21 protein-coding genes, 1 tRNA gene and 1 pseudogene are annotated in these 18,223 nt (G+C 64.5%); 16 read left to right on the top strand and 7 right to left on the bottom strand.

All coding sequences use genetic code 11. From position 1 onward, the window contains the following. Positions 1-282: 282 nt before the first annotated feature. Positions 283-359: transfer RNA gene (locus ACVMDN_RS18275), tRNA-Asp, on the top strand. Between the two features lie 116 nt (positions 360-475). On the opposite strand, the gene ACVMDN_RS18270 is transcribed toward ACVMDN_RS18275, so the two are convergent. The 5 genes from ACVMDN_RS18270 to ACVMDN_RS18250 all read right to left on the bottom strand — a co-directional run bounded on the left by ACVMDN_RS18270 (position 476) and on the right by ACVMDN_RS18250 (position 3,481). Then, on the bottom strand, positions 476-1,780 hold the full coding sequence (locus ACVMDN_RS18270) for a hypothetical protein (protein WP_229191151.1): 1,305 nt from the start codon (positions 1,778-1,780) through the stop codon (positions 476-478). Positions 1,781-1,936: 156 nt separating this feature from the next. Beyond that, positions 1,937-2,128 carry a hypothetical protein gene (locus tag ACVMDN_RS18265; RefSeq protein ID WP_076825345.1) on the bottom strand — a complete coding sequence of 64 codons (192 nt, stop codon included), beginning with the start codon at positions 2,126-2,128 and terminating at the stop codon, positions 1,937-1,939. Between the two features lie 14 nt (positions 2,129-2,142). Next, entirely contained in the window at positions 2,143-2,343 is a 201-nt protein-coding gene (locus tag ACVMDN_RS18260; RefSeq protein WP_028333962.1) for a hypothetical protein, read from the bottom strand. A gap of 98 nt (positions 2,344-2,441) precedes the next feature. Further along, the gene (locus ACVMDN_RS18255) at positions 2,442-3,086 is read right to left on the bottom strand and encodes a haloacid dehalogenase-like hydrolase (protein WP_456835079.1); all 645 of its coding nucleotides are present in this window, start codon (positions 3,084-3,086) and stop codon (positions 2,442-2,444) included. Between the two features lie 191 nt (positions 3,087-3,277). Then, positions 3,278-3,481, bottom strand: a complete 204-nt coding sequence (locus ACVMDN_RS18250) for a hypothetical protein (RefSeq protein ID WP_057016463.1) — start codon at positions 3,479-3,481, stop codon at positions 3,278-3,280. A gap of 199 nt (positions 3,482-3,680) precedes the next feature. Here ACVMDN_RS18250 and ACVMDN_RS18245 point away from each other — a divergent pair, with 199 nt between their 5' ends. After that, positions 3,681-4,694 carry a TRAP transporter substrate-binding protein gene (locus ACVMDN_RS18245; protein ID WP_283071425.1) on the top strand — a complete coding sequence of 338 codons (1,014 nt, stop codon included), beginning with the start codon at positions 3,681-3,683 and terminating at the stop codon, positions 4,692-4,694. A 40-nt stretch (positions 4,695-4,734) separates the two neighbouring features. Here ACVMDN_RS18245 and ACVMDN_RS18240 read toward each other — a convergent pair. Together ACVMDN_RS18240 and ACVMDN_RS18235 are read right to left on the bottom strand one after the other, a co-directional pair. Next, positions 4,735-6,015: pseudogene (locus ACVMDN_RS18240) on the bottom strand (spinster family MFS transporter). 47 nt (positions 6,016-6,062) lie between these two features. Further along, on the bottom strand, positions 6,063-7,253 hold the full coding sequence (locus tag ACVMDN_RS18235; protein ID WP_310885914.1) for an aromatic ring-hydroxylating dioxygenase subunit alpha: 1,191 nt from the start codon (positions 7,251-7,253) through the stop codon (positions 6,063-6,065). A 130-nt stretch (positions 7,254-7,383) separates the two neighbouring features. On the opposite strand from ACVMDN_RS18235, the gene ACVMDN_RS18230 reads away from it, so the two are divergent. From ACVMDN_RS18230 to nuoK, 14 genes are all read left to right on the top strand, one after another. Continuing rightward, positions 7,384-7,899, top strand: coding sequence for a MarR family winged helix-turn-helix transcriptional regulator (locus tag ACVMDN_RS18230; RefSeq protein ID WP_057016467.1), 516 nt, complete (start codon positions 7,384-7,386; stop codon positions 7,897-7,899). Positions 7,900-8,113: 214 nt separating this feature from the next. Beyond that, positions 8,114-8,479, top strand: coding sequence for an NADH-quinone oxidoreductase subunit A (locus ACVMDN_RS18225; protein WP_310885915.1), 366 nt, complete (start codon positions 8,114-8,116; stop codon positions 8,477-8,479). A 50-nt stretch (positions 8,480-8,529) separates the two neighbouring features. Further along, positions 8,530-9,075: a NuoB/complex I 20 kDa subunit family protein gene (locus ACVMDN_RS18220; RefSeq protein WP_176936700.1), complete on the top strand. Its 546-nt coding sequence runs from the start codon at positions 8,530-8,532 to the stop codon at positions 9,073-9,075. A gap of 10 nt (positions 9,076-9,085) precedes the next feature. After that, positions 9,086-9,703: an NADH-quinone oxidoreductase subunit C gene (locus tag ACVMDN_RS18215; RefSeq protein ID WP_076825355.1), complete on the top strand. Its 618-nt coding sequence runs from the start codon at positions 9,086-9,088 to the stop codon at positions 9,701-9,703. Further along, complete coding sequence (locus ACVMDN_RS18210; protein ID WP_076825356.1) at positions 9,700-10,896, top strand: NADH-quinone oxidoreductase subunit D; 1,197 nt, start codon at positions 9,700-9,702, stop codon at positions 10,894-10,896. The genes ACVMDN_RS18215 and ACVMDN_RS18210 overlap by 4 nt, the downstream gene beginning before the upstream one ends. Positions 10,897-10,937: 41 nt before the next feature. Next, the gene (nuoE, locus tag ACVMDN_RS18205; protein WP_029080758.1) at positions 10,938-11,549 is read left to right on the top strand and encodes an NADH-quinone oxidoreductase subunit NuoE; all 612 of its coding nucleotides are present in this window, start codon (positions 10,938-10,940) and stop codon (positions 11,547-11,549) included. After that, on the top strand, positions 11,549-11,761 hold the full coding sequence (locus ACVMDN_RS18200) for a hypothetical protein (RefSeq protein ID WP_035631350.1): 213 nt from the start codon (positions 11,549-11,551) through the stop codon (positions 11,759-11,761). The genes nuoE and ACVMDN_RS18200 overlap by 1 nt, the downstream gene beginning before the upstream one ends. 19 nt (positions 11,762-11,780) lie before the next feature. Next, complete coding sequence (gene nuoF, locus ACVMDN_RS18195) at positions 11,781-13,106, top strand: NADH-quinone oxidoreductase subunit NuoF (protein ID WP_310885917.1); 1,326 nt, start codon at positions 11,781-11,783, stop codon at positions 13,104-13,106. A gap of 8 nt (positions 13,107-13,114) precedes the next feature. Next, a complete protein-coding gene (locus ACVMDN_RS18190; RefSeq protein ID WP_141340995.1) occupies positions 13,115-13,603 on the top strand; it encodes a hypothetical protein in 489 nt (162 codons plus the stop codon). A gap of 7 nt (positions 13,604-13,610) precedes the next feature. Continuing rightward, positions 13,611-15,686 (top strand): NADH-quinone oxidoreductase subunit NuoG, encoded by a 2,076-nt coding sequence (gene nuoG, locus ACVMDN_RS18185; RefSeq protein WP_253639754.1) that lies wholly within the window; start codon positions 13,611-13,613, stop codon positions 15,684-15,686. A gap of 10 nt (positions 15,687-15,696) precedes the next feature. Next, positions 15,697-16,767 (top strand): NADH-quinone oxidoreductase subunit NuoH, encoded by a 1,071-nt coding sequence (nuoH, locus tag ACVMDN_RS18180; protein WP_018271855.1) that lies wholly within the window; start codon positions 15,697-15,699, stop codon positions 16,765-16,767. Positions 16,768-16,774: 7 nt separating this feature from the next. After that, the gene (nuoI, locus tag ACVMDN_RS18175; RefSeq protein ID WP_018271854.1) at positions 16,775-17,269 is read left to right on the top strand and encodes an NADH-quinone oxidoreductase subunit NuoI; all 495 of its coding nucleotides are present in this window, start codon (positions 16,775-16,777) and stop codon (positions 17,267-17,269) included. A gap of 9 nt (positions 17,270-17,278) precedes the next feature. Then, positions 17,279-17,917: an NADH-quinone oxidoreductase subunit J gene (locus ACVMDN_RS18170; protein WP_028333975.1), complete on the top strand. Its 639-nt coding sequence runs from the start codon at positions 17,279-17,281 to the stop codon at positions 17,915-17,917. Next, positions 17,914-18,222: an NADH-quinone oxidoreductase subunit NuoK gene (gene nuoK / locus ACVMDN_RS18165; protein ID WP_016841823.1), complete on the top strand. Its 309-nt coding sequence runs from the start codon at positions 17,914-17,916 to the stop codon at positions 18,220-18,222. The genes ACVMDN_RS18170 and nuoK overlap by 4 nt, the downstream gene beginning before the upstream one ends. The last annotated feature ends 1 nt before the right edge of the window (position 18,223 follow it).

The following is an 18,223-nucleotide window of genomic DNA, read 5'->3' as shown; positions in this document are numbered from 1 at the left end:
TGGCGCGCCGTTCGCGTCGGGAAAATGCGTCCGGACAAGTCCTGAAAACCGCCGGTTCCGGGAACGGGCAGCGCCGGGCCGGCCACAGGAAACCCAGACGTATCAGGCCTTATTTGATTCGGGGCTTCGCTGACTACGCCGTTTCCCCTGAAAGCAGGCGACAACCCGCGTACGTGCCGCGAAAATGCCGATGCTGTGCAGGGATCCGCAACGTCCTTGACTAACCGGATGCGGGCCTTTATGCCCTCGGTCCTGCGCGGATCAATCCGACGATCGGCATCCGCGGGAGTAGCTCAGTTGGTTAGAGCGCCGCCCTGTCACGGCGGAGGCCGCGGGTTCGAGTCCCGTCTCTCGCGCCATTTATTTCAATGACTTAGCAGCGTGTTTGGCCCGAAACCATTGGTCCCTCTGGACCGGTGCCATAACGAGTTGCCTGCCCTCCTGTTCACTGCACCTGGCGAACTGCCGCGACAGCTCAGGACGCCGCGAGGCCGACAACGCTGACGGGTTGAGCGGCCTGCTCGAGCCTGACCGATAATGCCACGCGCTGTTCGGGCGTCAGCCACCACAGCAGGAACAGCAGTGCTATCCCGTTCGACAGCAGGCCTGTCGTGAGCGGCACGTTCATGATCGCCTGAACTGCGATGCCGGACGAAACCGCGATGAAGCGCGGCGACAGGTGCTTTGAGACCATCGATCCCACCGACAGGATCAGGCCGCAGACGAAAGCCGACACCGGAGCGAGCGCAAGACCGACCGATGCGATGCCCTCGGTGGCGAGGAAGGACGCGTTGAAATTGCCGTCCTGATAAATCGCTCCGAGGGTCGGGCCGAGCTCGCCGTACGGGCAGGCGGCCATGTATCGCAGGACGGTGATCTGGCAGAACCGGGTGAGTTCGCGGTGCGCAAAGAAGTCGGCGTATTGATCGAGCGCGAGTGACGGGATCGCGACGAATCGCAGATTGATGGTGCTGAACACGACGTAGGTCTTGTCGACGGCGAGAATGACGAAAGCCGAAAGGCCGACGATCATCGGGATCAGAAATGCGAGCACCGTGGCCAGCCGCGGGTCGAACCGGCCGTACAGCCAGAACAGAAACGGCAGCCAGATCGGCAGCAACAGGACGGTCTTGTTGTTGACGACGGGATAGAAGCAAAGCGCAAGCAGCAGCACCCCGGCTGCCGGCATCCATCGGCTGCGCGATGCGAAATGCGCGAACAAATAGGGCAGGACCGCGCCGGTCATGATTCCGGTGAGATAGTTCAACAGCGCCGGGCGCACGACGGCGGTGCGGGCTGCGCCATAGGGATTGCCAAGATTGGCCCCGTAGGAGATGTCGGCCACCAGCACGGCGAAGCACGACGCCAGCAGCAGAATCGCGATGCGCTTGACGGCCGCCTCGGACAAATCGGGCCGCCAAACCGGGATATTCTGCAACATCAGAGGGATCATCGCGGCGGCCAGCGCGGCGATCATGGCCCAGCGGGCGATGGCGTGCGGATAGTCGAAGGCGCTGAAGAAGCTGAGCCAGACGAAGCCGAACACGGCTGACAGCAGCGAGAAGCCGACCAGATAACCGAAGCTGAATCGTGCCGCGACGAACGCCGGGACGAACGCGACCATGATGGTGATGCCGAGGACGGCCTGCGCGGTGATGCCGGATCGCCAGACATGCATCGCCGGGAATGCGTGCCCACAGGCGATCATCGAGGCGACGCTGAGGACGAAGAACCCGGGGATCGTGACCCCGACAACCAGGTCACCGCGCGTCAATGTCATCGGTCCGTCCGCATCCGAAAGCTGCCAGGCAGCTAGCCGGTCGGCCCTGGACGAAGCAAGTTAAGCAATATCTCGGTCTGTGTTGTTATGTTTCTGCCTGGCCATTCGTCTCCGCGATGCCCTACGAATTCACACAACGGCAACGCCCTGCCTTGATCAGGCAAAGAATGCGGCGACCGCGTTGAGGTCGGATTGTCCCGGTGCATCGCCGCGCAAATTGGCGTCGATGATGCGGCGGCAGGCGTCAACCGTGTGGGTGTCGCCCAATTCGTTGGCGGCCTCGAGGATCGACCAGACCGTGTCCAAGGGAACGTCGCTCTGCGTGGTCGCCTTCGGGTCTGACAGCATTGGCGGGGCCGCGGTTAGAATTCGAACAGGTCGCGGCCGCGCCGCGCCAAATTGTGCAGGTCCGCCACCGTGCCGCGCACCGCGTTGCAGCGGCGGCATTCGATGATGGTGTCGCCGGATGCATGCGCCGGATCGGCGACCTTGATCGCCAGGCTGCCGCAATCCGTGCAGATGATCTTGAAGCCGGTTGAAATTACTTGCTGCTGCAAATTCATTGTGGCCTGCGCCTTTGTTGACGCCGACCTTAGCCGAACAACTTTTAAGACTGGGGTCGCGGAGCGGATTGCAATCGAACAACCGCGTTAGGGCGCGGTTAAGATTTCGCTGCGGCCGCGCGGCCCTGCAAATGCAGCGTCGGCCTGCCGAGCCCGGCCGCGGCGGCGCGCACGGCATCGCGGGCATTGACGGTGATGATGCCGGCGGCGTGGGCCCAGACCGCGAGGTCGGAGGCGCTGTCGCCGGCGTAGATGAAGCCCCCGGGAAATGTCCTTTGCAACAGGTCGGCCTTGTTGGCGCCCTTGAGATTATGTTCGCCGTCGGAGGCAAGCACCTGGTCGATCCAAGGCAGACGCGACGCCAGCTTCTGAGCGAGCAGCGCGTCGGCCGCGGTTGCCAGCACGATGCGGCGGCCGGCCGCGTTCTCGCGCTCGGCCAATGCGACGACGTCCTGGTGCAGTTCGATCCGGCTCCAGTCGATGCGCTGGCGCTGTGCGAGCCGGCGCTTCAGCGCCGCGCGGCCGCGCGTCAGCCAGGCGGCGCATGACACGACGATCAGCGGATTGCGGCGCAGGATCGAGACGAAGCTCAGATAGAGCAGGTCGCCCGTGATCAGCGTGCCGTCGAGGTCGAGCACCAGCGGCAGCGATGCCGGGAGGCCGAGCAAAGGGGGCGACCCGTCGGTGCGGGAAGCATGCTGCGGCTTCGCAATGTTGTCGCCGACGAGGCGAGGTTCAGTCATTCGCGGCGCTCAGCCGGGTTGCGACCTTGCACACGTCGATCGCGCGCACTCCGGTCTCGGTGGTCCACAATCGCCGTAGCCGAACCTGCTCGCAAAGGCCACACCGTCCTGGTCCGAGCTTGAGACGATCAGGACCAACAAGAAAGGCCGCCCAGGGGCGGCCGTTGTGTCTGCCGAGGCTTGAAAGCGTCTTAGCGGACCGTGGAGGTGCCCGACGAGGTGATCGCCACCGGCTTGCCAGCCTTGATGACCTGCGTGGACTGGGCAGTCTGGGTGAAATCCGCGTTGTTCCGGGCCGAAATGCCGAGCGCCGCGATCCCGATCCCCGCAATAAGGGCAACCACCACAATCTTGAGATGGGTCGCGCGGTCAGCTGAATGGATCGAGTGGTTCATGGTCGCCTCCGGGCGTCTGTGCGCCGTCTATGGCAGGTACTGGTAAGGCCCATCTGTTTCCGGATCGTTTCGTGAGTTCCGGGAAATGGTTTCGTGCCAGGGGCGGATTGGTTTCACCGTGCCTTGCGTCACACTGCCGGCCGGCTAAAACTGCCCCAGGCGCGGAAATGCGCTTGGGAGAAAAACAATAATGAAAACAATGAGACTAACCCGGCGCCGGGTCCTTGGAACCGGCTCCGCGGCACTCGCCGCCACGATGTTTGGTAAGCGCGCCGTTGCGGCGGCCGAGTTCGACTTCAAGCTCGGCGTCAACACTCCGGAAACCCATCCGCTAACAATCCGCCTGACTGAGGCCGCCAAGGCGGTCGGCGCGCAGTCGTCCGGCCGGGTCAACATCACGGTGTTCGCCAACAGCCAGCTCGGAGGCGATCCGGAGATGCTGTCGCAGGTCCGCGCCGGCGGGATCGAGCTGCTGGCCGCGCCCAGCATGACGCTGTCGACGCTGGTGCCGCTATCGGGGCTGCCCAGCATCGGTTTCGCCTTTCAGTCCTACGACCAGGTCTGGGCGGCGATGGACGGCGGCGTCGGCGACCTCGTGCGCGAGGCGATCACGAAGACCGGCGTCGTGCCGCTGAAGAAGGTCTGGGACAACGGCTTCCGTCAGATCACCTCGTCATCGAGCCGGCAGCTCAACAGCGTCGACGATCTCAAGGGTTTCAAGATCCGCGTGCCGGTGACGGCATTGCTGACGTCGCTGTTCTCAGGGCTTGGCGCGCTGCCGTCGAGCATCTCCTACAGCGAACTCTATTCGGCGCTGCAGACCCACATTGTCGAGGGGCAGGAGAATCCGCTGGCGCAGGTCTCGACCGGAAAACTCTACGAGGTGCAGAAATTCTGCGCGCTCTCGAACCATTGCTGGAGCGGTTACTGGATTCTCGGCAACCGCCGCGCGATGGCCGGCCTGCCGCCCGATCTGCTCGAGCTTATCAATGCCGCGTTCGACGCCGCGGCGGTGAAGGAGCGCACCGATCTGGTCGAGATGGATCGCTCGCTGCAGGCCGAGCTGACCGAGAAGGGCATGACGTTCAACAAGCCCGATCCGGTGCAGTTCAGGGCCGCGTTGGTGAAGGCCGGCTTCTACACGCAGTGGCAGAAGACCTACGGCGCGGACGCCTGGGCGGCGTTGGAGAAATATACGGGAAAGCTGACGTGAGCGCAGCCTGACATCACGCGCCGGCTCGGCTGAGACGGTGCTAGCTGGCGCGCGCGATGTCGGCGCGGATCGCGCGTGCCGCCCAGACGAAGAGCAGGGCACCGAGCGTCGACGTGAGCGCGGCCGACAGCAGCGAGTAGCGAACCGCATCGACGCCGTAGGTGCCTTTCAGCGCATCGTTGATCATGCCGACGGCGAGGGGGCCGACGCCCTGGCCGAAGCAGGTCGCGGTCAGCAGTACGATCGCCGAGGCCAGCGCGCGCATGCTGGGTTTTGCCACCGTCTGCGCGATCGCGAAGATCGGGCCGAGATGGAAGCCGACCATGAACGAGGTCAGCGCCAGGGTCGCGACCATCAGCATGAAGCTTTGCGTTAGCATGCACAGCGCGAACACCGGGCCGGCGAGGCCCGACATGATCGCGGGCGCCCACAGCTTCCAGCGGTCGTCGCGACGGCCGATCTGAGCCACCACGAGGCCACCGACCAGCGTGCCCGCCATGCCGGCGAGACCCTTGAAGGTGCCGGCATAGGTGCCGATCTCGGCGCTGGTGAGGTGGTGGATGCGGGCCAGGAACGGCGGGATCCACACCGCGGTGGCGTAGTTGGTGTAGGTCGTCAGACAAGAGCCGATCAGCACGATGACGAAGCTCGGCTGCGATACCAGGAAACGCAGCGTCGGCCCCAGCGGCTCGGCCTTGAAGGTCTCGGCCATCGCGCCGCGCTTCGGCTCGGCGATCGTCAGCCACAAGACGGCGGCGAGCGCGATGCCGGGCAGGCCGGCGGTGAAGAACGCCATCCGTCAGCCATAGTGCTGGTTGACATAGCCGCCGATGAAATAGCCGAGGAAGACGCCGAGATAGGTGCCGATCGCGTAGATGCCGAGCGCGCGCGGTCGTTCGTTCTTGTCGAAGAGATCGGCGATCATCGATTGCGAGGCCGGCGTGCCCGCCGACTCCCCGATGCCGACGCCGACCCGGGCCAATGCCGGCGTCGTGACGCTGGAGGCGAGGCCGCAGAGATAGGTCATCGCGCTCCAGAACGCGACGATGTTGCGGCGGTTGAGGCGATCGGCCATCCGCGCGATCGGAATGCCGAGCAGCGAATAGAACAGCACGAAACCGAACCCGGCGAGCAGGCCCATCGTGGTGTCGCTGAGCGTGAACTCCTTCTTGATCGGTTCGATCAGCACGTTGAAGATGGTGCGGTCGAGGAAGTTGAGGGCGTAGATGATCGTGAGCAAGGCGAGGACGTAGTAGCGGCGCGCCGAGGGCGCGGCCGCAGCTTGCGTTAGCGCGGCCGCCTGCGGTGCGACATCGACCATCACTTCCTCCCCCGATCTTCTTTGTTGTTGTTGCTTGCGCGCGGGCCTTACGCCTCGCGGATGTAATTCCCTGCCTCGAATTCGACCGGCCTCGTGTCGGCGTCGAACGACACCCCGATCGGGTCGCGGCCGGTGGCCATGGCCTCGAGCTGGTCAGTGAGCATCCGGCGGATCATCAGGATGCCGCGGTCGCTCTGGCCAAAATGCTCTTCGGAATGGATCGTCACCGCTCCCTGGCCGACCTGGGCCTCGTAGTCGCCGGGAAATTGCTGGTGCTCGGCCTTGGTCATGTCCCACCAGAACTTGCCGTTGAACTTCGAGCGCATCCGCCCGATATCGCCCGCGTTCTTGACCCGGCCGGCGACGTAGATGCGGAACGAGGTGTCGTCGATCGGCAAGGTCCAGCCGATCGATTCGACGCGCGCGAACTGCGCGACGCGCGGATTGGGCACGACGCGGAGTGTGGGGAGGGCGGCCTCGGTGACGCGATAGAACACCTTGCCGTCGTCCTGCCTGCGGATCGAGCGCACCGCGACGCCGCGCGGCGACATCTCGAACTTCACTTCGGGCATCGAGGCCATCATGTTGGTGAACTGCGGCCCTGAGAACGAGCCGTGCAGCACCGGCACATGGTAGGGGTCGGCGACGTTCTCGAAATGCTGCAGCCAGTTGCAGGGGATCACGGCAGGGCCGCCGCCGCCGATCGAGGAATCGTCGGCCTCGACGAACTCGCCGTCTTCCATGTTTTCCAGGCACTCGTAGCGCGGCAGCACCGGCCTTTTCTCGGCCGGCCCCATATAGGCGAAGATCAGGCCGTAGCGTTCCTGCACCGGATACCAGGGCTGGCGCACCTTGTCCTTGAACAGGCCGCCGTCGGGCTCGCAGGGTTGTTCGAGGCAGCGGCCCTCGGTGTCGAATTTCCAGCCGTGATAGCAGCAGCGGATACCGTCTTCCTCGACCTTGCCGTAATAGAGCGTGGTGCCGCGGTGGCTGCAGCGCGCATGTAGCAGGCCGGCCCGGCCATGCCGGTCGCGGAACAGGATCAGGTCTTCGCCAAGTGCGCGGACTTTTCTGGGGATATCGGAGGCGTCACCGGTGAGGCCGACCGGGTGCCAATACCGGCGCAACAGCTCGCCCATCGGCGTGCCGCGGCCGACCGAGGTGAGCTCGGTCCGGGTGCTCGACGGCTTCATCGCATAGGCCGTGCCGAGATCGCGGTCCCGCTGGGTGATCGTCATGTTGTCCTCCCCGCCGCTGGTCGGGCGCCGGCGGCTGATCTATCGTTGACCAAGTCAACGATAGATAGATGACAATGTCAACGATATCGTTGAGCTTGGCAGCGCGCGGCTTTGTTGGCAGAGGTTGGTGATGACCGAGAAGCTCAGGACTGAGAGGGCCTTGCCGCCGGAGGCCGTTGTCGATTCCGAACTGGCGCCGATCACTGCGATGATGTCGTCGCGGCTGATGGTGCTGGCGAACCTGCTCAGGCGCGGCGCGATGCTGCGCTACAAGCGCCTGACCGGCCTGTCCTCGGTCGAGTTCGGTCTGGTCGCCTCGCTCGGCCGGCGGCCGCCGATGAGTGTGGTGCGGCTCGCCGAGGCCGTCGGCATGGACAAGGGGCAGATCAGCCGGGCGCTCGCCGAGCTCGTGGCGCGCAAGCTGGTGGCGAAGGCGGCCAATCCGCGCGACAACCGGGAGACCCTGGTCTCTCTCACCAAGGCCGGCCTGGCAGCCCATGATGCCATCGTGGCCGGCGCGCAGGAGCGAAACCGGCACCTGCTGGAACAGCTTGCGCCGGGGGATCTTGAGCTGCTGCTCGGACACATCGATCGGCTCACCCTGACCGCCGCCGAGATGCTCGCTGCCGAGCGGGGGCTGGGCTGATATGGGGAGAGCGCAGGGCACCGGATGGCCGCCGCGGCGTTGCCCATGGAGGCAAGCGCATCCGCCTGATGAGGCCAAGAGCCCGCGGGAAGGACGGTAAAAGCGTCAAAATAGCTTGTCTTGCGCCCCCTGTTGCGCTGCGCTAAAGCCTCAAGAACAATTCCAATCAACGAATCTGCGGCATGTCCGAAACCGCAGCAAGAAGGCCTCGCCGATGACCGGCATCCTGCAGAATTATCTCCCACTTGTGGTCTTTATCGGAGTCGCGAGCCTGATCGGTCTGGCACTCCTGATCGCGCCGTTCCTGCTCGCGTTCCAATCGCCGGACCCGGAAAAGCTGTCCGCCTATGAATGCGGATTCAACGCTTTTGACGACGCCCGCATGAAGTTCGACGTCCGGTTCTATCTGGTGGCGATCCTCTTCATCATCTTCGACCTCGAAGTGGCGTTCCTGTTCCCCTGGGCCGTGGCGTTCGGAAAGCTCGGCGCCACCGGGTTCTGGTCGATGATGGTGTTCCTGGCCGTGCTGACGGTCGGATTTGCGTATGAATGGAAGAAAGGCGCGCTCGAATGGGATTGAGCCCCACCGCCGCAACCTCCCAGCCGGCGATTGCCAAATCTGAGATCGCCATGGCTCCGAGGGGTATCCTTGATCCGTCGACCGGTAAGCCGGTCGGCGCCAATGATCCGTTTTTCCTCGAGGTCAATCACGAGCTGTCCGACAAGGGCTTCTTCGTCGCTGCAGCCGATGACCTCATCACCTGGGCGCGCACCGGCTCCCTGATGTGGATGACCTTCGGTCTCGCCTGCTGTGCGGTCGAGATGATGCAGGTCTCGATGCCGCGCTATGACGTCGAACGCTTCGGCTTCGCACCGCGCGCCTCGCCGCGGCAGTCCGACGTGATGATCGTTGCGGGCACCCTGACCAACAAGATGGCGCCCGCGCTGCGCAAGGTCTACGACCAGATGCCGGAGCCGCGCTACGTCATCTCGATGGGCTCCTGCGCCAATGGCGGCGGCTACTATCACTACTCCTATTCGGTGGTGCGTGGCTGCGATCGCATCGTGCCGATCGACATCTACGTGCCCGGCTGCCCGCCCACGGCGGAAGCGCTGCTCTACGGTGTGCTGCTGCTGCAGAAGAAGATCCGCCGTATCGGCACTATTGAACGCTAAGGTTTCAGGTATGGACGACGGCAAGCTCGACGCCCTTGGGCAGACGATCGTGAGCGCGCTTCCGGGCGCGGCCACGGCGCACTCGGTCGCGTTCAATCAGCTCACTATCGACGTCGAGATTGGCAGAATCGTGGAGGTCGCCAGGTTTCTGCGTGACGATCCCGGCTGCCGTTTCGTCAACGTCACCGACGTGACCGCGGTCGACTATCCGAGCCGCGAGAAGCGCTTCGACGTCGTCTACCATCTGCTGTCGCCGACGCTGAACGCGCGCGTCCGTTTGCGCGGGCAGGCCGACGAGACCACGCAGGTGCCGTCGATCATCGGCGTCTTCCCGGGCGCCGACTGGTTCGAGCGCGAGACCTACGACCTCTATGGCGTGATCTTCACCGGCCATCCCGACATGCGCCGCCTGCTGACGGACTACGGCTTCGACGGCCATCCGCTGCGCAAGGATTTCCCGCTCACCGGCTTCGTCGAGGTCCGCTACGACGACCAGGAGAAGCGGGTGCTGTACGAGCCGGTCCGGCTCAACCAGGAGTTCCGCAAGTTCGATTTCCTTTCGCCCTGGGAAGGCGCGGACTATCCGCTGCCCGGCGATGAGAAGGCCAAGGCGGAGCCGAAGCCATGAATGAACAACCGCAAAACCTTCGTAACTTCACCATCAACTTTGGGCCGCAGCATCCGGCGGCGCACGGCGTGCTTCGTCTTGTGTTGGAGCTTGACGGCGAAGTCGTCGAACGCGTCGATCCGCATATCGGCCTGCTTCACCGCGGCACCGAGAAGCTGATCGAGCACAAGACCTATCTGCAGGCGATTCCCTATTTCGACCGGCTCGACTATGTCGCGCCGATGAACCAGGAGCATGCGTTCTGCCTCGCGGCGGAAAAGCTGCTCGGCATTACGGTGCCGCGCCGCGGCCAGTTGATCCGCGTGCTCTATTGCGAGATCGGCCGCATCCTGTCGCATCTGCTCAACGTCACCACCCAGGCGATGGACGTCGGCGCGCTGACCCCGCCGCTGTGGGGCTTCGAAGAGCGCGAGAAGCTGATGGTGTTCTATGAGCGCGCCTCGGGCTCGCGCATGCACGCGGCGTTCTTCCGCGTCGGCGGCGTGCATCAGGACCTGCCGCCGAAGCTGATCGACGACATCGAGGCGTGGTGCGATCCGTTCCTCAAGGTCGTCGACGACCTCGATCGGCTGCTCACCGGCAACCGCATCTTCAAGCAGCGCAACGTCGATATCGGCGTGGTGCCGCTCAAGGAAGCCTGGGAGTGGGGCTTCTCCGGCGTGATGGTGCGCGGCTCGGGCGCGGCCTGGGACCTGCGCAAGTCGCAGCCCTACGAGTGCTACGCCGAGATGGATTTCGACATTCCGATCGGAAAGAACGGCGACTGCTACGACCGCTATCTGATCCGCATGGAAGAGATGCGCCAGTCGGTGCGCATCATGAAGCAGTGCATCCAGAAGCTCAAGGCACCCGACGGGCAGGGCCCGGTCGTGGTCGAGGACAACAAGATCGCGCCGCCGCGCCGCGGTGAGATGAAGCGCTCGATGGAAGCGCTGATCCATCACTTCAAGCTCTACACCGAAGGCGTGCACGTGCCGGCCGGCGAAATCTATGCCGCGGTCGAGGCGCCGAAGGGCGAGTTCGGCGTCTACCTCGTCGCCGACGGCTCCAACAAGCCCTACAAGTGCAAGATCCGCGCGCCGGGCTTCGCCCATCTGCAGGCGATGGATCACATCTGCAGGGGCCATCTGCTGGCCGACGTTTCCGCCATCCTGGGCTCGCTGGACATCGTGTTCGGCGAAGTCGACCGGTGACGATGTCCGCATCCGAACCGCGCGCAATGAGAGTTTGATCGATGTCCGTCCGCCGCCTTGCCCCGAAGGAATTGCAGCCCGCGAGCTTCACGTTCACGGACGAGAATCTTGCCTGGGCCAAGAAGCAGATCGAGAAATATCCGCCGGGACGGCAGGCTTCGGCCGCGATCGCGATCCTGTGGCGCGTGCAGGAGCAGCATGACGGCTGGGTCTCGGAAGCCGCGATCCGCGCTGTCGCCGACCTGCTCGAGATGCCGCATATCCGCATGCTCGAGATCGCGACGTTCTACACCATGTTCCAGCTCTCGCCGGTCGGCAAGAAGGCGCATGTGCAGGTGTGCGGCACCACGCCGTGCCGGCTGCGCGGCGCCGCCGACCTGATCGAGGTCTGCCAGCACCGCATCCATCACGATCCCTTCCAGCTGTCGAAGGACGGCAACTTCTCCTGGGAAGAAGTCGAGTGCTTAGGGGCCTGCGTGAACGCGCCGATGGTGCTGATCTGGAAGGACACCTATGAGGACCTGACCAAGGAAAGCTTCGGCAAGGTCCTCGACGGCTTTGCCGCCGGCAATCCGCCGAAGCCGGGCCCGCAGGTCGACCGTCAGTTCTCGGCGCCCGCGGGCGGGCCGACGACGCTGAAGGAAACCACCTGATGCGGAGCTTTCAGGTGCTAGCAGATGAGACGGGAAGGGGCGCTGCGATGAAGGCTTGGCGCACGATCGCCCTGCATACCGTTGTCGCGGCGGGCTTCATGTTCCTGCTGCAACGCTACGGCCTGAGCGCCACGCTGGAATCCAGCCTGTTGTGGGCCATCGTGTTCGGCGGCTGCGCTGCCGGGCTCGCTTATTCGCAAGCCAATCGGTGATGTTCGGAAAGTTTTGAGCATGCTCGACGACAAGGACCGCATCTTCAAGAACCTCTACGGCCTGCATGATTGGAGCCTCGAGGGCGCGCGCCGCAGAGGCGCCTGGGATGGCACCAAAGGGATCATCGACAAGGGGCGCGACTGGATCATCAACGAGATGAAGGCGTCGGGCCTGCGTGGCCGCGGCGGCGCCGGCTTCCCGACCGGCATGAAGTGGTCCTTCATGCCGAAGGAATCCAAGGACGGCCGTCCGAGCTATCTCGTCGTCAACGCCGACGAGTCGGAGCCCGGCACCTGCAAGGACCGCGAGATCATGCGGCACGATCCGCATCTTTTGGTCGAGGGCTGCCTGCTCGCGAGCTTCGCGATGGGCGCGCATGCCTGCTACGTCTATATCCGCGGCGAGTTCATCCGCGAACGCGAGCGGCTGCAGGCGGCGATCGACCAGGCCTATGAGGCCAGGCTGGTCGGCAAGGACAATATCAACGGCTGGCCGTTCGACATCTATGTCGCGCACGGCGCCGGCGCCTATATCTGCGGCGAGGAGACCGCGCTGCTCGAGAGCCTTGAGGGCAAGAAGGGGCAGCCGCGGCTGAAGCCGCCGTTCCCGGCCAATGTCGGCCTCTATGGCTGCCCGACCACCGTCAACAACGTCGAGTCGATCGCGGTCGCACCGGACATCCTGCGCCGCGGCGCCGCCTGGTTCGCCGGCATCGGCCGGCCGAACAATGTCGGCACCAAGCTGTTCTGCATCTCCGGCCACGTCGAGCGGCCCTGCAACGTCGAAGAGGCGATGGGGATTCCGTTCCGCGAGCTGATCGAGAAGCATTGCGGCGGCATCCGCGGCGGCTGGGGCAATCTGAAGGCCGTGATCCCCGGCGGTTCGTCGGTGCGCATGGTGCCGGCCGAGCAGATCATCGACACGCCGATGGATTTCGACAGCCTGAGCAAGCTGCGCTCGGGCCTCGGCACCGCGGCGGTGATCGTGATGGACAAGTCGACCGACCTGATCCGGGCGATCGCGCGCATCTCCTATTTCTACAAGCATGAGAGCTGCGGCCAGTGCACGCCGTGCCGCGAGGGCACGGGGTGGATGTGGCGCGTCCTGACCCGGATGGCCGACGGCCGTGCCCACAAGCGCGAGATCGACATGCTGCTCGAGGTTACCAAGCAGGTCGAGGGTCACACCATCTGCGCGCTCGGCGACGCCGCGGCATGGCCGATCCAGGGCCTGATCGCGCATTTCCGTCACGAGATCGAAGAGCGCATCGACCAGTATTCGCACAAGGCCGATCTCGACGATCAGGGCGTTCGCGATCCCATGCACATGGTAGCCGCGGAGTAATGCTGGCGATGACGCAACAGGCCGCATGGTGGCAGAAACACGGGACGCTTGCGCAGATGGCGCAGGCGACCGTGGCGCTGCTCGGCTTTGTTGCAATCCTGCTGCAGATCAACGAAATCCGCACCTCGAACCGCGCCTCCAGCGCGCGTTCGGCGTTTCTCGGCTACACCGATCTCGCATTCCAGAATCCGAAATTCGCTCAGCCCGACTACGAGGCCATCAAGGCCGCCAGTCGCGAGGAGCGATCGCAATATGAGAGTTTTGTCTCGTACTTCCTCTATGCCTGCGAGGAGACCTTTGCCGCCTTCGCGGATAAGCGCGAATGGCAGGCATCGTGTGACTACGACCTTAAACCGCATCTGCCGTTTCTCTGCGAGAAGAACCAGGCGCAGCCTGCCTATCTCGCGACCTACGGCGCCGACACCCAGCAATGGGTGAAGACCTCATTGAAAACCGCGAGCGTCGCACCGCCCGACTGCAAGCTCGGAAAGACTTGAGACAGACATGAGCAAGATCATCGTCGATGGCAAAGAGATCGATGTGCCGCCGGAGTACACGCTGCTGCAGGCATGCGAGGCGGCCGGCGCCGAGATTCCGCGCTTCTGCTATCACGAGCGGCTGTCGATCGCCGGCAATTGCCGGATGTGCCTGGTCGAGGTGAAGGGCGGCCCGAAGCCGGTCGCGAGCTGCGCCTGGGCCGTGCGCGACTGCCGTCCGGGCCCGAAGGGCGAGCCGCCGGAGATCTCGACCCGTTCGCCGATGGTGAAGAAGGCGCGCGAAGGCGTGATGGAGTTCCTGCTGATCAACCATCCGCTGGACTGCCCGATCTGCGACCAGGGCGGCGAGTGCGATCTGCAGGACCAGGCGATGGGCTACGGCGTCGACACCAGCCGTTTCGCCGAGAACAAGCGCGCGGTCGAGGACAAGTATCTCGGCGCGCTGGTCAAGACCTCGATGAACCGCTGCATCCAGTGCACGCGCTGCGTCCGCTTCTCCGCCGAAGTCTGCGGCGCGCCGGAAATGGGCGCGACCGGCCGCGGCGAGGACATGGAGATCACCACCTATCTCGAGCAGGCGCTGAGCTCGGAGCTGCAGGGCAACCTCGTCGATATCTGCCCGGTCGGCGCGCTGACCTCGAAGCCTTACGCCTTCGCGGCGCGGCCCTGGGAGCTCGGCAAGACCCAGTCGGTCGACGTCATGGACGGCGTGGGATCTGCGATCCGCGTCGACACCCGCGGCCGCGAGGTGATGCGCATCCTGCCGCGCATCAACGAGGCGGTGAACGAGGAGTGGATCTCCGACAAGACCCGCCACATCGTCGACGGCCTGCGCACGCAGCGCCTCGACCGTCCCTATGTGCGCGAGAACGGCCAGCTCCGGCCGGCGACCTGGCAGGAAGCCTTCGCCGCCATCGCTGCCAAGGCCAGCCGCAGCGACGGCAAGCGGATCGGCGCGATCGCCGGCGATCTGGCCGCGGTCGACGAAATGTATGCGCTGAAGGAAATGCTCGCGAAGTTCGGCTCGGTCAATCTCGCCGTGCAGGGCGGCGATGCGTTCGACGCCAAGGCCGGCCGCGGCTCCTACATCTTCAATCCGACCATTGCCGGCATCGACCAGGCCGACGCGATCCTGATCATCGGCTCGCATCCGCGCAAGGAAGCCGCCGTGCTGAACGCGCGGATCCGCAAGCGCTGGCGCACCGGCGGCCTCAAGGTCGGCATGATCGGCGCCAAGGCCGATTTCACCTATGACCACGACTATCTCGGCGCGGGCACCGATACGCTGGCCGATCTCGCGGCGGGCAAGCACTCCTTTGCCGACGTCTTGAAGAAGGCGCAGCACCCAATCATCCTGGTCGGCGCCGGCGCCTACACCAGGCATGACGGGGCGGCCGTGCTGGCGCAGGCCGCCAAGCTCGCAGTCGACGTCGGCGCGCTGAAGGACGGCTGGAACGGCTTTGCAGTGTTGCAGGATACCGCCTCGCGCGCCGGCGCGCTCGATATCGGCTTCTCGCCGGCGGCTGGTGGCCTGACCTCAGCGCAGATGACGACCTTCGGCACGCTCGACGTGCTGTTCCTGCTTGGCGCCGACGAGATCAAGGTGCCGGACGGTACCTTCGTGGTCTATATCGGCACCCATGGCGACCAGGGCGCGCATCGCGCCGACGTCATCCTGCCGGGCGCGGCCTATACCGAGAAGTCCGGCATCTACGTCAACACCGAAGGCCGGGCGCAGATCGCCAACCGCGCCGCATTCCCGCCGGGCGAGGCCCGCGAGGACTGGGCGATCATCCGCGCGCTGTCCGACGTGCTCGGCAAGAAGCTGCCGTTCGACTCGCTGCAGGCGCTGCGTCAGGCTATGTTCAAGGCCTACCCGCATCTGATGCGGCTCGACCAGATCGAGGCCGGCAAGCCCGACGACGTCAAGGCGCTGGCAGGCAAGGGCGGCAGCGTCGACAAGGCGGCATTCAAGCCGACCGTCGAGGACTTCTATCTGACCAACCCGATCGCGCGGGCCTCTGCCGTGATGGCGGAGTGCTCGCGGCTGGCGTCGGGCCGAATGCTGACGGCAGCGGAGTGAGCGTGACCTGATGGCTGAATTCTTCGCAAGCTCGTTCTGGACCGGCTTCCTCTGGCCGCTGATCATCATGGTCGCGGAGAGCCTGTTGCTGCTGGTCGTGCTCCTGATCGCGATCGCCTACATCCTGCTCGCCGACCGCAAGATCTGGGCGGCGGTGCAGATCCGCCGCGGCCCCAACGTGGTCGGGCCGTTCGGATTGCTGCAATCCTTCGCCGACCTCCTGAAATTCGTGCTGAAGGAGCCGGTGATTCCGTCCGGCTCCAACAAGGGCGTGTTCCTGCTCGCGCCGCTGGTGTCGTGCATCCTGGCGCTGGCCGCCTGGGCGGTGATCCCGTTCGATCTCGGCTGGGTGATCTCCGACATCAATGTCGGCGTTCTCTACATCTTCGCGATCTCGTCGCTGTCGATCTACGGCATCATCATGGCCGGCTGGTCGTCGAACTCGAAATATCCGTTCCTGGCCGCGCTGCGCTCGGCGGCGCAGATGGTGTCCTACGAGGTCTCGATCGGCTTCGTCATCATCACCGTGCTGCTCTGCGTCGGCTCGCTGAACCTGTCGGCTGTGGTCGAGGCGCAGAACACCCGCGGGCTTGCGCACCTGATCGGCCTGCCGCAGCTCACCATCCTGAACTGGTATGTGTGGCCGCTGTTCCCGATGTTCGTCGTGTTCTACGTCTCGGCGCTGGCCGAAACCAATCGTCCGCCGTTCGATCTGGTCGAGGCCGAATCCGAGTTGGTCGCCGGCTTCATGACCGAATACGGCTCGACCCCGTATCTTTTGTTCATGCTCGGCGAGTATGTCGCGATCACCACGATGTGCGCGCTGGCGTCGATCCTGTTCCTGGGCGGCTGGCTGCCGCCGGTCAATCTGCCGCCGTTCACCTGGATTCCGGGCATCGTCTGGTTCGCCCTGAAGGTGTTCTTCATGTTCTTCATGTTCGCGATGGCGAAGGCGATCGTGCCGCGCTACCGCTACGATCAACTGATGCGGCTCGGCTGGAAGGTGTTCCTGCCGCTGTCGCTGGCGATGGTGGTGATCGTGGCCGGCGTGCTGCAGTTCGCCGGCATCGCGCCGAAGTGAGGCCGTCATGAGTGTCAATGTCAACGCAACAGCCCGCTCGCTTCTGCTGTCGGAATTCGTCTCGGCGTTCTTCCTCGCGATGCGCTATTTCTTCCAGCCGAAGCCGACGCTGAACTATCCCTTCGAGAAGGGCCCGATCTCGCCGCGCTTCCGCGGCGAGCACGCGCTGCGCCGCTATCCGAACGGCGAGGAACGCTGCATCGCCTGCAAGCTGTGCGAGGCGATCTGCCCGGCGCAGGCGATCACGATCGAGGCCGGCCCGCGCCGCAACGACGGCACCCGCCGCACGGTGCGGTACGACATCGACATGGTGAAGTGCATCTATTGCGGCCTGTGCCAGGAGGCATGCCCGGTGGACGCCATCGTCGAGGGACCGAATTTCGAATTCGCGACCGAGACCCGCGAGGAACTGTACTATGACAAGGCCAAGCTGCTCGCCAATGGCGACCGCTGGGAGCGCGAGATCGCGAAGTCGATCGCGCTCGACGCGCCGTACCGGTGAGGTGAGGGCATGATCCTTCCGGCGCTGTTCTTCTACCTGTTTGCTGCGGCCTGCGTGGCCTCGGCGGTCATGGTGATTGTCTCGCGCAATCCCGTGCACTCCGTGCTGTTCCTGATCCTGGCCTTCGTCAACGCGGCCGGTCTGTTCATCCTGATGGGCGCCGAGTTCCTCGGGATGATGCTGATCGTGGTCTATGTCGGCGCGGTCGCGGTGCTGTTCCTGTTCGTGATCATGATGCTCGACGTCGACTTCGTCGAGCTACGCGAGGGCTTCATCCAGTATCTGCCGATTGGCATCGTGATCGGCGGCATCTTCATGTTCGAGCTGCTGCTCGTCGTCGGCGCCTGGGTGATCAACCCGGCCGTGACCAAGACGATCACCGCGGCGATCCCGACCAATGTCAGCAACACCGAGGCGCTCGGCCTCGTGCTCTATACGAAGTACATCCATTACTTCCAGCTCGCCGGCATGGTGCTGCTGGTCGCGATGATCGGCGCCATCGTGCTGACGCTGCGCCACAAGGCCAAGGTCAAGCGGCAGAACATCAACGTGCAGAACGCGCGCACGCCCGAGATGGCGATGGCGATGCGCAAGGTGGCGTCGGGGCAGGGCCTGCAGGATGCCGACGCGGCGGAGTGGGTGAAATGACGATCGGGCTCGGACACTATCTCGCGGTCGCCGCGATCCTGTTCACGCTCGGGATCCTCGGCATCTTCCTCAACCGCAAGAACATCATCGTCATCCTGATGTCGATCGAGCTGATCCTGCTGTCGGTCAACATCAACCTGGTGGCGTTCTCGACCTTCCTCGGCGACATCGTCGGCCAGGTGTTCGCGCTCTTGGTGCTGACGGTGGCCGCCGCCGAGGCTGCGATCGGTCTCGCCGTGCTGGTGGTGTATTTCCGCAACCGCGGTTCGATCGCGGTTGAAGACGTCAATCTGATGAAGGGCTAGG

It is taken from the genome of Bradyrhizobium sp. USDA 4510 (assembly GCF_054059095.1).
The sequence above is the reverse complement of the archived record's forward strand: the minus strand, read 5'-3'. Positions and strand labels throughout refer to the sequence as shown.